The sequence below is a fragment of the Mycobacterium sp. 134 genome, from assembly GCF_048282715.1.
In the GTDB taxonomy this organism is placed as follows: domain Bacteria; phylum Actinomycetota; class Actinomycetes; order Mycobacteriales; family Mycobacteriaceae; genus Mycobacterium; species Mycobacterium septicum.
Window position 1 is genome coordinate 1 of the sequence record NZ_JBLVUN010000005.1, and the last position, 13,307, is coordinate 13,307.

Genomic DNA, 13,307 nt, shown 5'->3' on the forward strand with positions numbered 1-13,307 from the left:
AATCGCGTCAAACCGGAGATGTGCTGCGTGCAGGGTTCGAAACCGATCTTGCCGGGACGGTCGCCATCGTCATGCCCAGTGACGTGACCTCTGCAGACGCGGTGGGTCGATATGCCAGCCAATTGTCTGAAGTCCCTGACGTGGTGTCGGTGGCAGGCCCGGATGGCACCTATGTGCGGGGAGCGAGGATCGCGCCGTTGTCGGTCGACTCGCAGATCAAAGAAGGTGCGGCCTACCTGACGGTCTCGACTATTCACGATCCGTATTCCCATGAGGGGAAAACGCAATTGGCGGCACTGCGGGCTATACCGGCACCAGCGCCCACGCTGTTCGGGGGTATCGCCCAGCGTGACCACGACAACGTCGCCGGCATTGTGAACAAGGTGCCGTTGGTCGTTGGACTAGTGGCTGTGATCACGCTGGTGTTGATGTTCATGATGACCGGCAGCGTGGTCCTGCCAGTCAAGGCCCTGATCACCAACGCGCTGTCGCTGACCGTCGCCTTCGGTGTCATGGTGTGGGTGTTTCAGGATGGGCATCTCGGCGGACTTGGGAGCACCGCGACAGGCAACATCACGGCATTCATTCCGCCGTCGCTAGCCGTGATCGCCTACGCACTGTCCATGGATTACGAAGTGTTCGTCCTTTCACGAATCAGAGAGGAGTGGCTGCGGTCCGACAAGACATCAGCAGGCAACGTGCGCTCAGTTGGTTTGGGGTTGGCCCGCACCGGACGAATCGTCACTGCGGCCGCCGTCATCATGGCTGTCGTCTTCGTCGCCATCGCTGCCGGCCAGGTGTCTTTTATGCGCGGTCTCGGGGTCGGACTTGCGGTCAGCGTGCTCGTCGACGCCTTCGTCGTCCGCACCATCTTGGTGCCGGCCGCGATGGGAGTCATGGGTCGATGGAACTGGTGGGCGCCAACTGGGCTCGCTCTCTGGCACAGCAAGCGAGGGTTCGTGGAAAGTGAGCCTGATTCGCTTTCCACTGCACCGGCCAGCCAGGAACAACCCACCTAGAGTCCGACTCGGCGACGCTCTGCGGGCGCAGGGACCTGCGCCCGCATCGTGTTGCACGGAGGACAGTGTGCGCCGGCCCGCCGTTGGGAACTGGCCGATTGCATTGCGGGACGTCACTTCTTGAGAAACCCGACGGTTTGGTCAGGGCTGCCAGCGTGGGCGTGCTGGCCCGCGTAGTCGGTATCCCACGGTGGCCCTAGTTCTTTTTTGGAGACAGTGCCAGCGTCACTTGCGTACCTGAATCGGAAGTAAACTGTTTGCTATTGAAAGACGTCCCGCTGCTCTCGGCAACGCTTTTAAACAGCTTTCGTAGTAGCGTGTAAAACGGATGCGCGAGAGGTAAATATCTCGCGCAAGTGCGCGATGAACCATCGTATTGATGCGTTGCGTGGCATTAAGTATCCGGCGTTGGAATGATGCTCCAATTCGGCCACGTCAAGGTGGCGGAGCGTCATCGTCTGCGCGCGTGAAGGACGTCCCCGAAAGAAACGTCAATTGGAACGGAGAGGCACGAAACGTGGATAGCCTGAACCGCTTTGAGACGAGAACCACGCATCTGATCTCGCGTGCTGAATGGCTGGTTGGCCTAGGCGGATCAGTGACTCTGGCCCTACTTCACTGGGGTGAGATCAATTGGTTGGCTTTCGCTGGGTTTTTCGCTGTAATTGACGTATTGGGGTACCTTCCGGGTGCGATCGCGTTTCGTCGAAGCCAAACAGGGAAGATTGGCCGAGGTTATTACGTCGCCTACAATGTGATGCACAGCCTTTTAACTGCCGCATTGATCGCCGGCGTATGGTCGATCGTGTTTCAACCCGAGTGGGCGCTGCTTGCACTACCTATCCACCTTTTCGGTGATCGTGCCCTGTTTGGCAATACGACAAAGCCATTCGGTGTGCCGTTCGAGCCCGCCATCCTGCAGGAATTCGTGCAGTTCGAGCGTGAATACAAGGAAATTGAGGTCTAAACAATGCCTTCGGAACCCGATCGCGCGGTGAGATTCCTTGAGCGGGAACGTGCGGCACTGAATCGCTTGCTACCCGGACTCGATGAGGCGCTGACAGCCCAGGGTCTGGCAGTTCTTGAACGGGCTGACGCACCTGGGGCCGGGTTGTTCCGAGCTGCTGGCGGGCCGGGGTTACTGATACCAACGGAATACCAGGGCAAGGGCGCTACAGCGCTGGAAGCGGTGCGTGTGCAACGTGCGATCGGCTCACGCTCGCCATCGCTCGCTGTGGCGACCACCATGCATCACTTCTCTGTGGCCAGCCTTGTGGTCCTGGCGGAACTGGGAGGAAACGAATGGCTCCTCCTGGAGGCGGTCGCCACTCAGAACATGCTGTTGGCATCTGGTTTCGCCGAGGGCAGGTCTGACGGTCGCATCCTGACGCCCACCATGAAATCGGTATTGGTTCCTGAGGGTGTCCGCGTCAGCGGCTCCAAGAAGCCGTGCAGTCTGGCTCGGTCGATGGATCTCCTTACTGCCAGCCTGCTGCTGCCAGCTCCCGACGGCAACGGCGAGCGACTGGCGATCGCGCTGATCCCCGCGTCGGATCCGGGCGTCACGGTCACTCCGTTCTGGTCCAGTTTCGCCCTTGCCGGCGCTGAAAGTGACCAGATCGACATCGACGACGTCTTAGTTCCGCAGAATCTGGTTGTCCTAACCGACATAACCGACACCGGAGTGCTCGATGAGATCCAAACGGCGGGCTTCGTGTGGTTCGAGCTCCTGATGATGGCGTCCTACCTCGGTGCCGCCAGCGCGGTCGTCGAAGGGGCGATGACCTGCCCGACTGCATCTGATACAGACCAGCTGGCGTTAACGTCGCGGGTCGAGACCGCGATGGCTGCCATCGAGAACATTGCCCGGCAGGTGCCCGAATCCGCACGCACACAGGAACTTCTCGTCGCCACATTGCTAGCGAGGTACGCCGTTCAAGACGTTATCGCGGCGGTGGTGCCCTATGCCACTGAACTGCTGGGCGGTCTGAAATTCATGGGTTCGGACGACATCGGGTACCTCGCAGCAGCGGTCAACGGCCTGGGATTCCATCCGCCGTCACGAGCGCGTATGACCGGTCCGCTAGCCCGGTACTTCGCCGGGGCCCCCCTTCAGATCAGTTAAGGAGTTCACGAATGACTTGGCGGAAAAAGACGATCCTGGTCACCGGCGCCTCCGGCGTGGTGGGAAGAGCTTTGATCGACGAGCTGGCAGGCGATTTCGACATCGTCTGCATGCGCAACCGGACACCGGTCGCCGACGTGCGGGTCAGCGAATTCGTAGGGTCCTTCGAACAGCCCATGCTGGGCATGTCCTCAAGCGACTATGCATTACTGGCCAGGCGTGCCGACGCCATTGTCCACGTAGCAGCCGCGACCAGTTGGAAGGAAGACCCGGCGCGGATCCGCGAAGTGAACCTCGGCGGGCCGCGTGCATTGCTTCAGTTGGCCACGGTAGCCGATGCTCCGCTGTACTTCTTGAGCACCGCGTTCGTGGCCAACCCGCCGGCACCCAATGGACATTCACCGGGCGCGGCGGCCTACGTACGGTCGAAAATCGATGCCGAGCAGCTCGTTCGGGAGCACCCTGCCCGCACCGTGATTGTGCGACCGTCCATCGTATCCGGGGACTCGCAGAGCGGCCGAATGGCCGGATTTCAGGGGCTTCATGCTGTGCTGGGCGCCATCGTGCGGGGCAGCGCACCCATGCTGCCGATGCCCGAAGATGCGCTGATCGACTTCGTGCCACAAGATCTGCTGGCTGGAGCCCTGGGCCAGATGCTGCGAGAGGGAACCGATCAAGGCGAATACTGGCTGACTGCCGGCCACCATGCGTTACATGCTCTCGAGATCCGGGAGATGTGCATGGGGATCGCCTCCGACATCGGACTCTCCCCGCCCACACCGCGATTCATCCCGGGGGAAGCCGTGGACAGACTGATTCTACCGCTGCTCGAGGACTCGCTGCCGCCGTCGCTGCAAAGCAAGTTCCGCGACCTACTCGAATTCGCCTGGCTGTTTCAGACCAGCGAGCCGCTTCCCAACTCGCACGCAGCACTGGGGTTACAGGAGCGCATCACCGGCAGCGCCCTGCGGCGCTCGTTGACGAAATCGATGATGTACTGGGCAGCTGCAAAAGGCCTCATCGCTGGTGGGCGCGACGAGCAGGTCGCATGACCGCCACAACCATCGTCACCACCCACACCGAGGATCTGTGCCGCGCGCATCAAGGTTCGGGGAAGGCCACGTTGGGACGCCTGCTCGGCGGCATGCAAGAGGTGGCCTCCGAGGGTGCCTGGTTGACGATGTCCAACGGTGGCCGCTACCTGAACTTCGGCGGCCACGGCGTCTACCTGCTCGGCCACCGACATCCCAAAGTTGTTGCCGCAGTGAAACACCAGCTCGACAATCACCCCATGGCCACCCGTGTGTTCTTCGATCCGGTAGCCATCGGCGCCGCTGCGGCGTTGTCATCGGTCACGCCCCACGGGCTTGACCTCGTGCACTTCGTCAACTCAGGTGCTGAGGCAGCCGAAGCGGCGATCAAGCTGGCGCGCGCACACGGAAAGACCGCATTGGTCACCACCGACCGGGGCTTCCACGGCAAGACGCTGGGTGCGCTGAGCGTCACCGCGAACCCTAAGTACCAGCTACCCTTCGAACCTCTGCTGCCGGGCGTACGTAGCGTCCCGTTCGGCGACATCGAGAGCCTGGACGCCGCGCTGGCACAAACACGGGGGCGCGGATGCTTCATCGTCGAACCGGTCCAGGGCGAGGGCGGGGTCAACATTCCTCCCCGTGGCTACCTGCAGGCCGCCGCCGAACTCTGTGCACGCCACCAGGCGCTGCTGATCCTCGACGAAATCCAAACAGGCCTCGGGCGTCTGGGTACTTGGTGGGGGGCGGACCCTGAAGCCGTCATCCCCGACATCCTGTTAGTCGGAAAAGTGTTGTCCGGCGGCGTGGTTCCGGTAGCCGCCATGGTCGCCACCGCACGAGTCTATGAACCTTTTGGTGAGGATCCCTACCTGCACTCTTCTACCTTCGCCGCCTCACCGGTGGCATGCGCTGCCGCCGCAGCAACGGTGCAGGTGCTGCGCGAGGACGGTCTCATTGAGCAGGCAGCCACCCTGGGAACCAGACTCATGCACGATCTCGGGGACCTGCTGCGCAACCACGGCCTCGATGGCCGGGTACACCTGCGCGGGCGCGGGCTGCTGATCGGCATGGAGTTCAACGACCCCATGGTCGTCGGTGAGCTCTATCTGGGGCTCGTCGAGCGCGGTGTTTTGGTCAACCACTCGCTCAACTCCTCAACCGTCCTGCGTCTGACACCACCGGCCATCGCCTCCGACACTGACCTCGACCACTTCATGTCCGCGTTCGAACACACGATCACTGACGTTCTGTGAACGACTCTGTGAAGGAGAACAATTCATGCCCACCATCGAACTAGCATTCCACTGCGAGGCGATCACCCCGGCCGCCGCCTTCGACCGGATCCAAGACTTCGAAAGCTATCCCCGATACACCGAAGCGGTCGTATCGGTGGACATCGAAGACAATGACCCGCACGCGGTGATCTCCGTATGGACGGTGCGGTTCCGCAAGGGCCTGCTCCGGTGGACCGAACGCGACGACATCCGCCGCGACGTTGCCACGATCGACTTCTGCCAAGTCAGCGGCGACTTCAAAACTTTTCAGGGCTCGTGGCGGGTCCGCGAAGAAGAACAGGGCGCCACGATCGTGTATTTCACCGCCGAGTTCGACCTCGGAATGCCTTCTCTTGCAGAGCTACTCGATCCCATCGCCGCTGCCGCGCTGGCCGAGAACATCGAGCTGATCCTGGGCGGACTATTCGGCGCGGTCCGTCAAGTCGACCCGACCATCGCAGCATGACTCAGACGACGCACGACGCACTGGCCATCCTGGAAAACCAAGGACAAAGCGCATCGGCGTTCCTGTCGCTCAACGCGGGGAACAAGTACTTCACCGTCGATGAGGCGGCAGGCATGATCACCTACCGTCCAGTCGGGCGGCAGTGCTGGATCCAGTTCACCGGACCTTGTGCAGCGACCGACGCTGACCGCGCCGTTCTGACAGAGGCGTTCGCACAGTCGGCTGCGTCACAACGCAAGCGCATCATCGCCGTGCAACTGTCCCGACACGACGCCGAACGCGCCGCCAACGACGGTTGGGTCGTCAACCAGTTCGGGTGCACCTACAGCATCGACCTATCCCAGTTCAGCCTGCGCGGTCAGAAGTTCGTCAAGACCCGCAACATGGTGGCGCGTTCGCGCCGGGAGGGCGTGCATGTCGTCGAGGCGACCGCGGACATGCAGCAAGACCTGCGATTCGCCGAACAACTCGACCGCATCGACCAGCAATGGCTACGCAATAAAGGCCGCCATGTCAAGGAACTACGTCTGATGGTTGGCGAACGCAACGACGCCGTACAGGATCATCGTCGGCTCTTCGTCGCGATGCTCGGCACCCACGTCGTCGCCTACATCTCGTTCTCGCCCGCCTATGGCCCGCAGCCAGGCTGGCTCTACGACCTCACTCGCCGCTTGCCCGATGCTCCGCCGGGTGTCATCGAGCACATCTTCGTCGAAGCAGCCGACGTGCTTCGTGCTGGCGGGGCCGAATGGATCCATCTCGGCCTCACGCCATTCGTGGGAATCGACCCCGAACACGAACTGCCAGGCGCCTCCAGCCCGATTCTGAGCAAGGCAATCTCGCTGATACGTGAGCGCGGCGCCTTCCTCTACCCAGCACAAAGCCAGCTGGCCTTCAAGCTGAAATGGCGTCCCCACCAGATCGAACCCGAATACATCGCCTTCCCGGGCCGAATACGCCTGCGGGACATGTGGTGGCTGGCACGAGCAACCAATTCACTCTGAGGACAGGACACAATGGTAGACGCGACGAGGTGCCTCGACACCGCACCGATCTGGTTCCAGATATCAGAGTTCGTCACCCCCAAGCCGCAGCTCAACGGCACTGTTGAGACCGACCTGGCCATCATCGGCGCCGGCCTGGCAGGACTGGCGACAGCGTATTACGTGTCCAAATATGCACCAGGACTGTCGATCACAGTCTTGGAAGCTGGGCGGATAGGCGCGGGGGCGACCGGCGGATGCACCGGCATCGTCAGCCCCGGCTTGAAGATGGCGTTGCCCCAGTTACGGCGCAAGTACGGAGACGAAGGGGCGCGCGCGGCATTTGACGCATCCCAGCACGGGGTCGACCTGCTCCGTCAGATCGTCAACGCAGAACACATCGACTGTGACCAACGCGATGAACCGCACACACTCGCCGCGACGACCGTCGGCCAAAAACACCGCATGCAAACACATTTGAAAGCACTGGCTGAGCTGGACCGCGGCGTCGACTGCCTCAGCGACACCGAACTCACTGAACGGGCCGGGCCAGGATTTTTGGCTGGATTGTCCTACGACAACACGATGTTGGTCGATCCCTACCAATTGCTAGTGGGCTTGACCGACACCGTCATCACTCTTGGCGTCACCGTGTTCGAACAAAGCCGCGCCTTAACGATGGAGCCACTGGCCACCGGACGCGGTACGCGCGTCAGCACGGCGACAGGCTCGGTCGTCGCGGACAAGGTGCTGCTCGCCATGGACGGCTATGCCCACGATCTCAACCCGTTCCCACACAGCGTGGTGCCCATCCGCGCGCACGTTCTTGCCACCGAGCCTTTGACCGCCGATCAGCAAGAACAACTGCAATGGAACGGCCGGGGCGGAGTGATCGACCAGCGCAACTTCTTCAATTACTACCGGATGTCGGCTGACGGCCGCCTGGTATTCGGCGGTGGTCCGGTGATCGTGCCCACCGGGGATCCAGTACCGGATTCACGAAGTGCCGACGCGGTCCAGCAACGGCTTTATCGCGAGCTGACAGAGCGATTCCCAGCCCTCGCGGGTGTCAGGGTCAGTGCCCGATGGTCGGCATTGGGCGCCAGCACCCAAGACCGCTTACCGATGGTTAGTACCGTTCCCGGATACACCGGCGTCTACCACGCGGGTGCGTGGTGCGGACATGGGCTTGCCCTCGCTGTCGACGCGGCGTGGAGGTTCGCCCGACAGCTCGGCGGGCACCCTGCTGAGACGCTGCCATGGTCGCGGCGGCGCGCGCTGTCGATGCCGCGTCCAGCATTGTATTTCGGAACCAAGGCGTATCTGAAGCTGCTCGATTTCGCCGATCGACGTGAGGGCCGAGACATCGCCGTCGCCGTACCGCAACCATCGCCGAACAAACCCGCCGCGACGAGAAAGGTCGCCCTGTCATGACCGAACAAGCGATCAGCCGCGAACCCGACGTCGACGCGAGCAAGGACCGCGCGGAATCGCCACCCAAAAAGACACCGGCGCCTGTGACATCGAGCAGCGCCACGGCTGCTGTCACACACGAGCGCGCAGACATCATCATCGTCGGAGCCCGCATCGCTGGCTGCGCACTGGCCATCCGCATGGCTGACGCCGGTAAATCGGTGATTCTCTTAGACCGCGGCGAACGCGAAACCGATGTGCTGTCAACCCATTACCTGCAAGATCTACGGCTGTGGGACGAGCTCGACATCCTTAACGAGCTTCACGCTCTCGGAGCGCCGCCGCTGCACGCCACCCGAACCGTCATGGACGGCGTGGACATGTCCGTCCGCCATCCGCAGTGGCCTCGCATGTGCGTCCGACGGATTCTGCTCGATGAGATGCTGCGCAAGCGCGTGGAACGCGCGCAGGTCAACGTGCGCACAGGCATGTCGGTCACCCGGCTGCTCACCGAGAACAACGGCAGAGTGCGCGGCGTGGTCGCCGTGGATCCTGACGGCAACCAGCATCACATAAGTGCGCCCCTGGTGGTCGGCGCCGACGGTCGAAACTCCACAATTGCCCGGCTGGTCGGTGCCGCCAAGTACGCAGTGACGACCAACGACCGTGATGCGATCTGGCGGTACTACGCCAACTTGCCTGTCCCGCATGAGTTTCAGCTCGTCCGTGACGGCCGCCAGATCTACTTCATGGTGCCCTGCGATAGCGGCATGACCCTCGTCGTGGCGCAACCTCCCCGTGATGATCCGCGCGACTACCGGGACAAAAAGGTGTTCGAAGAGAACGCCCAGCGCATCATCCCAACGCTGCAAGGGCTGTTTGACCGCGCGCAACAGGTGGGCGAAGTCTGCGCGGTGCGCAGGATGGACGGCTTCTTCCGCGAGGCCGCCGGCGAGGGCTGGGTACTCGTCGGCGACTCCGGGCACTTCAAGGACGTCATCACCGGACAGGGGATCTCCGACGCGTTACGTCAGGTGCGGTCGCTGTCGGCGCATCTGACACCGGCTTACGGAAGCCCACGCACTATCGATGCGGCTACCGCCCGGTGGTGGGGACACCGCGACGCGGACGCACGACCGATGTACTTCTTCTCCCGTTCCATCGGTTTGGGGCTGCCGACAAATTCGATCGACGTCGAACTCTTCCGCTATATCAGCCGGTCTGAACGGCGCCGCCGGAATCTCACCTTGATGCTTCGGCACGAGTACAACCCACGGCGCCTGATGGGGCTTCCGGCAGCTGTCTCCTTTGCCCGCGCAGTCTGTCGCCCAGGCAACTCCTTCTCAACGGTCTTGGCAGACGCGCAAGCTTCGATGTACCGCCAGTTCGGCCGAAAGCAGGCGAGGTGACCACGATGACACCCAAAGGATGGCAACGCACCTGGTGGCGCGACAGTGCTCTAGGCGCCGAAGGATCGAGGCGACTTGCGAAGGGGGCGGTCCGTTTCTTCGAATCCGGGCAGGGCGAACCCGTGGTGTTCGTACACGGTGCGCTGGTCAATGCGAACCTCTGGCGAAAAGTCGTGCCCCTCCTCGCCAAGAAATACCGGTGCATCACCTTCGACTTACCGTTCGGCTCTCATGACCACGGCCTGCCCGCAGCCGATGTGTCGCTGCCCGGGCTGGCGAGCCTCGTCGCTGATGCCATTGATGAGCTTGGGTTGATCGGCACGACGATCGTCGCCAACGATACCGGGGGCGCAGTGGCGCAATTGGTTGTGGCCCAACGTCCTGAGCTCATAGGCCGCCTGGTGTTGACATCGAGTGATGCCTACACCGATTGCCCGCCACGCGAATACATTCCCATGAAGTGGATCGCCCGCGTCCCAGGCGGACTCCTGGCCTTGCTGACACCGCTGCGCCTCCGTGCTCTTCGGCGGCTGCCCGTGGCGCATGGCTTGCTAACCCGCCGGCCTATCGACCATCGTGCGGCCGACACCTACGTATTGCCGGCTGTGCTGGATAAGGCTGTCCGCAACGACCTACGCCGGGTCTTGGACGGGTTGCAGTCGCGCTACACCGAGGCCGCTGCCCGTCATTTCGGACGGTTCACCCGCCCGGTTCTGATCGCGTGGTCGAGCGAGGACCGATTCTGTCCGATAGCCAACGCCCACAGGCTGAAGAGGGACTTCCCCAACGCGAACCTCGAGTGGATCTCGGATGCCTACACGTTCGCTCCAGAAGACCAGCCAGCCAAAATCGCCGAACTCGTCACACATTTCATTGAATCGAACGCCCTGGAGGTCACCTCGTGATTGATGAAGATGCCCGCCCGTGGTGGCGCCACCGCAGCCTCGGAGAACGACACCGCCTGACGTTGTCCTCTGGTGAGATCGCCTACTTCGACGTAGGAGCTGGTGAGCCGCTGATTTTCCTGCACGGCCCGCTGATGAACAGCAACGTCTGGCGCAAGGTCGTCGCCACGCTAGCCGGGCGGTATCGCTGCATCTGCATCGACCTACCGTATGGGGCTCATCAGACGCCCATGCCGGAGGCGGATCTGTCCTTCCCTGGGCTGGCCGGCCTGGTGGCGGAGACGTTGGAAGCTCTGGGGATAAGTGCCGCCACCGTCATCGGAAACGACGGGGGCACGCCGGTAGCTCAGCTTCTGGCCGTCACCCGCCCCGACTTGGTGGCACGACTGGTGCTGGCGTCCGGCGGGGCTTACGACAACGCCCCACCTAAGCGCTACCGCCCCGTACTGAAGGTCATCGCGCATTCTCCCGGCGCGCAACTGTTGATGTTGGGGCCGTTGCGCATCCGGGCGTTGCGCGCGCTGCCGTTCTCCTATGGATGGCTGACCCGGCGCCCGATTGAACCGGCGACCTCGGACTCATGGGCCTTACCCGCCATCGTCGACGGTGAGATCTTTACCGACCTTCAACGTATGCTGCGAAGCCTCGACAGTCAGGACGTTCTTTCCGCAGCAACGCGTTTCAAGGAATTTCACGGACAGGTTCTGGTGGTCTGGTCACCTCAGGACCGGACGTTTCCCGCAGCCCATGCCGAGCGGCTGGCGGCAGACTTTCCGAACTCTCAACTTCGCTGGATACCGAACTCGTGCTCACTGCTGCCTGAGGACAAGCCGTTCGAGCTCGCCGAGCTCATCACACAATTTTTGAAAGAAGAGGTGAACACCCATGCTTAAGGCATCGAGGCTCGACGTAGAGGGCAGCCGGGAGTTCGACGTCGTCATCGTCGGCGGTGGCATCGGGGGCAGCACTTTGGCGACCATTCTGGCTCGCCACGGTGTGCGGGTGGCCATCATCGAGGCCGGGGGGCATCCGCGATTTGCGATCGGGGAATCGACGGTACCCGAGACGATCGTGGGGCTGCGCGTCCTAGCTCGCCGATACGACGTGCCGGAGCTCGGATTTCTCGCCGGTCATCACACCCTGCGACGCAAGGTGAGTGCTAGTTCAGGTGTCAAACGCAACTTCGGATTTGCTTACCATCGTGAAGGGGAGCCGTTCCGGCCCGAGGAATGCAATCAGCACCCCACCTGGGCTCCGCCGATCGGGCCCGACTCACATTTCTTCCGCCAGGACGTTGATGCGTACCTCTATCAAGTCGCATTGTCCTACGGCGCCACCGGATTGACCCACACCCCAGTGGTCGCCGTCGACTTCGACGATGACGGCGCCACCATTCGTACAGCCACCGCAGGGGAATACCGCGCACTCTATGTCGTCGATGCTGGCGGCATGCGCAGCCTGCTCGGTGAGCAACTCGGTCTTCGGATCGACCCGGCGCCCTACCAAACCCGCTCTCGCACCATTTTCAACCATTTCGTCGGGGTCGAACCTTTCGACCGGGTGATCGCCCCGCGGCGCGAGCATCGCATGCCCAGCCCCTTCTCCCAGGGAACACTGCACCATCTGTTCGAGGGCGGCTGGGCCTGGGTGATTCCTTTCGACAACCATGTCGGAACCACCAGCCAACTGTGCAGCGTCGGTATCAACCTCGATATCGACATGTACCCGCAACGTGACGGTGAGTCGGCCGAACAGGAATTCTGGGCTCACATCAACAGATTTCCCACGTTCCAGAAGCAGATGCGCAAAGCCTCAGCGGTGCGGGCCTACATGTCGTCCAACCGCAGCCAATTCGCCTCAAAGCAGATCATCGGTGACCGATGGTGCTTGCTGCCCCACGCCTCCGACTTCATCGACCCGCTGTTCTCCAGCGGGCTCGCGGTGACCGTCATGATCCTCAATGCGCTCGGGCACCGCTTGATTGATGCTGTCCGCGAAGATGACTTCTCCACCGATCGATTCGAGTATCTGCAGACCTGGACCAAGAAGTCGTTCGACTACTACGACAGCCTGGTGGCCAATTCCTACACCGCATTCCAGGACTTCGACCTGTGGAACGCATGGTTTCGGGTGTGGTGCCTGGGCACCATGTACGGCGCCAATGCGCAACTGCAGAGAATCATCGAATTCGAGAAGTCCAAGGACACGCAGGTCTTCAACAGACTCGAACAGGCGCCTTACCGTGGCCTGCAGGCGATCGACAACCCGCGTTTCGAGGCGCTGTTCACCCGAGCGTGCGCCGCAGTTCAGGCCGTCAAAGACAAGGAGATCGACTCCCCGGAAGCTGTCCACCGCATCCACGCAGCATTGCGGGAAAGCGGGCTGGTGCCCTCGTCGACCTGGACAGGGTGGCGCGCTCTGGACCCCGATAGTCGGCTTCCCACAGGCACGTTCACCCTGCTGAGCATGACACGCGTTCTGCTTTGGGGGCGCTATGGAAGCCCCAGCCATGTTCGGGGTACCTACTTCACCGGCGGATTCGCCGATGTCAGTAAGGAGGCCGCACGGTTGACCCTGGCCGAAGTGCAGGCAGGCGCGTCTGTGGCCGCCCAACCTGTTCGCGATATGCTGACCTACCGCAATAAGGACTGGCGACACGTCGGCGGAATCCTGTAGGCG

At 62.2% G+C, this 13,307-nt stretch carries 12 protein-coding genes; all 12 read left to right on the top strand.

The features are described from left to right. Nucleotides 1-1,019, top strand: a 1,019-nt coding sequence (locus ACNQVK_RS02570) for an MMPL family transporter (protein WP_418028471.1), incomplete at its 5' end; no start/stop codon positions are given. A 466-nt stretch (nt 1,020-1,485) separates the two neighbouring features. Further along, nucleotides 1,486-1,986: a hypothetical protein gene (locus tag ACNQVK_RS02575; protein ID WP_231965844.1), complete on the top strand. Its 501-nt coding sequence runs from the start codon at nt 1,486-1,488 to the stop codon at nt 1,984-1,986. Between the two features lie 3 nt (nt 1,987-1,989). Further along, nucleotides 1,990-3,144 carry an acyl-CoA dehydrogenase gene (locus ACNQVK_RS02580; RefSeq protein ID WP_418028466.1) on the top strand — a complete coding sequence of 385 codons (1,155 nt, stop codon included), beginning with the start codon at nt 1,990-1,992 and terminating at the stop codon, nt 3,142-3,144. Between the two features lie 11 nt (nt 3,145-3,155). Continuing rightward, complete coding sequence (locus ACNQVK_RS02585) at nt 3,156-4,196, top strand: SDR family oxidoreductase (RefSeq protein ID WP_067771796.1); 1,041 nt, start codon at nt 3,156-3,158, stop codon at nt 4,194-4,196. Then, nucleotides 4,193-5,431: an aspartate aminotransferase family protein gene (locus tag ACNQVK_RS02590; protein WP_418028467.1), complete on the top strand. Its 1,239-nt coding sequence runs from the start codon at nt 4,193-4,195 to the stop codon at nt 5,429-5,431. Before ACNQVK_RS02585 ends, ACNQVK_RS02590 begins: the two co-directional genes overlap by 4 nt. 25 nt (nt 5,432-5,456) lie before the next feature. After that, the gene (locus ACNQVK_RS02595; RefSeq protein WP_067771802.1) at nt 5,457-5,918 is read left to right on the top strand and encodes a type II toxin-antitoxin system RatA family toxin; all 462 of its coding nucleotides are present in this window, start codon (nt 5,457-5,459) and stop codon (nt 5,916-5,918) included. Next, on the top strand, nt 5,915-6,922 hold the full coding sequence (locus ACNQVK_RS02600) for a DUF2156 domain-containing protein (protein WP_067771805.1): 1,008 nt from the start codon (nt 5,915-5,917) through the stop codon (nt 6,920-6,922). Before ACNQVK_RS02595 ends, ACNQVK_RS02600 begins: the two co-directional genes overlap by 4 nt. Nucleotides 6,923-6,934: 12 nt before the next feature. Further along, the gene (locus ACNQVK_RS02605) at nt 6,935-8,335 is read left to right on the top strand and encodes an NAD(P)/FAD-dependent oxidoreductase (RefSeq protein WP_082957773.1); all 1,401 of its coding nucleotides are present in this window, start codon (nt 6,935-6,937) and stop codon (nt 8,333-8,335) included. After that, on the top strand, nt 8,332-9,723 hold the full coding sequence (locus ACNQVK_RS02610) for an NAD(P)/FAD-dependent oxidoreductase (protein ID WP_082957774.1): 1,392 nt from the start codon (nt 8,332-8,334) through the stop codon (nt 9,721-9,723). The genes ACNQVK_RS02605 and ACNQVK_RS02610 overlap by 4 nt, the downstream gene beginning before the upstream one ends. Nucleotides 9,724-9,728: 5 nt before the next feature. Next, on the top strand, nt 9,729-10,628 hold the full coding sequence (locus ACNQVK_RS02615; RefSeq protein WP_067771974.1) for an alpha/beta fold hydrolase: 900 nt from the start codon (nt 9,729-9,731) through the stop codon (nt 10,626-10,628). Next, nucleotides 10,625-11,521, top strand: a complete 897-nt coding sequence (locus ACNQVK_RS02620) for an alpha/beta fold hydrolase (RefSeq protein WP_231965756.1) — start codon at nt 10,625-10,627, stop codon at nt 11,519-11,521. Before ACNQVK_RS02615 ends, ACNQVK_RS02620 begins: the two co-directional genes overlap by 4 nt. Further along, on the top strand, nt 11,514-13,304 hold the full coding sequence (locus ACNQVK_RS02625; protein WP_418028468.1) for an NAD(P)/FAD-dependent oxidoreductase: 1,791 nt from the start codon (nt 11,514-11,516) through the stop codon (nt 13,302-13,304). The genes ACNQVK_RS02620 and ACNQVK_RS02625 overlap by 8 nt, the downstream gene beginning before the upstream one ends. Nucleotides 13,305-13,307: the final 3 nt, after the last annotated feature.

What these genes read in the sequence shown, in the direction of transcription:
- ACNQVK_RS02580 (WP_418028466.1), top strand. Translation starts at nt 1,990, where the DNA reads ATGCCTTCGGAACCCGATCGCGCGGTGAGATTCCTTGAGCGGGAACGT.
- ACNQVK_RS02585 (WP_067771796.1), top strand. Translation starts at nt 3,156, where the DNA reads ATGACTTGGCGGAAAAAGACGATCCTGGTCACCGGCGCCTCCGGCGTG.
- ACNQVK_RS02590 (WP_418028467.1), top strand. Translation starts at nt 4,193, where the DNA reads ATGACCGCCACAACCATCGTCACCACCCACACCGAGGATCTGTGCCGC.
- ACNQVK_RS02595 (WP_067771802.1), top strand. Translation starts at nt 5,457, where the DNA reads ATGCCCACCATCGAACTAGCATTCCACTGCGAGGCGATCACCCCGGCC.
- ACNQVK_RS02600 (WP_067771805.1), top strand. Translation starts at nt 5,915, where the DNA reads ATGACTCAGACGACGCACGACGCACTGGCCATCCTGGAAAACCAAGGA.
- ACNQVK_RS02605 (WP_082957773.1), top strand. Translation starts at nt 6,935, where the DNA reads ATGGTAGACGCGACGAGGTGCCTCGACACCGCACCGATCTGGTTCCAG.
- ACNQVK_RS02610 (WP_082957774.1), top strand. Translation starts at nt 8,332, where the DNA reads ATGACCGAACAAGCGATCAGCCGCGAACCCGACGTCGACGCGAGCAAG.
- ACNQVK_RS02615 (WP_067771974.1), top strand. Translation starts at nt 9,729, where the DNA reads ATGACACCCAAAGGATGGCAACGCACCTGGTGGCGCGACAGTGCTCTA.
- ACNQVK_RS02625 (WP_418028468.1), top strand. Translation starts at nt 11,514, where the DNA reads ATGCTTAAGGCATCGAGGCTCGACGTAGAGGGCAGCCGGGAGTTCGAC.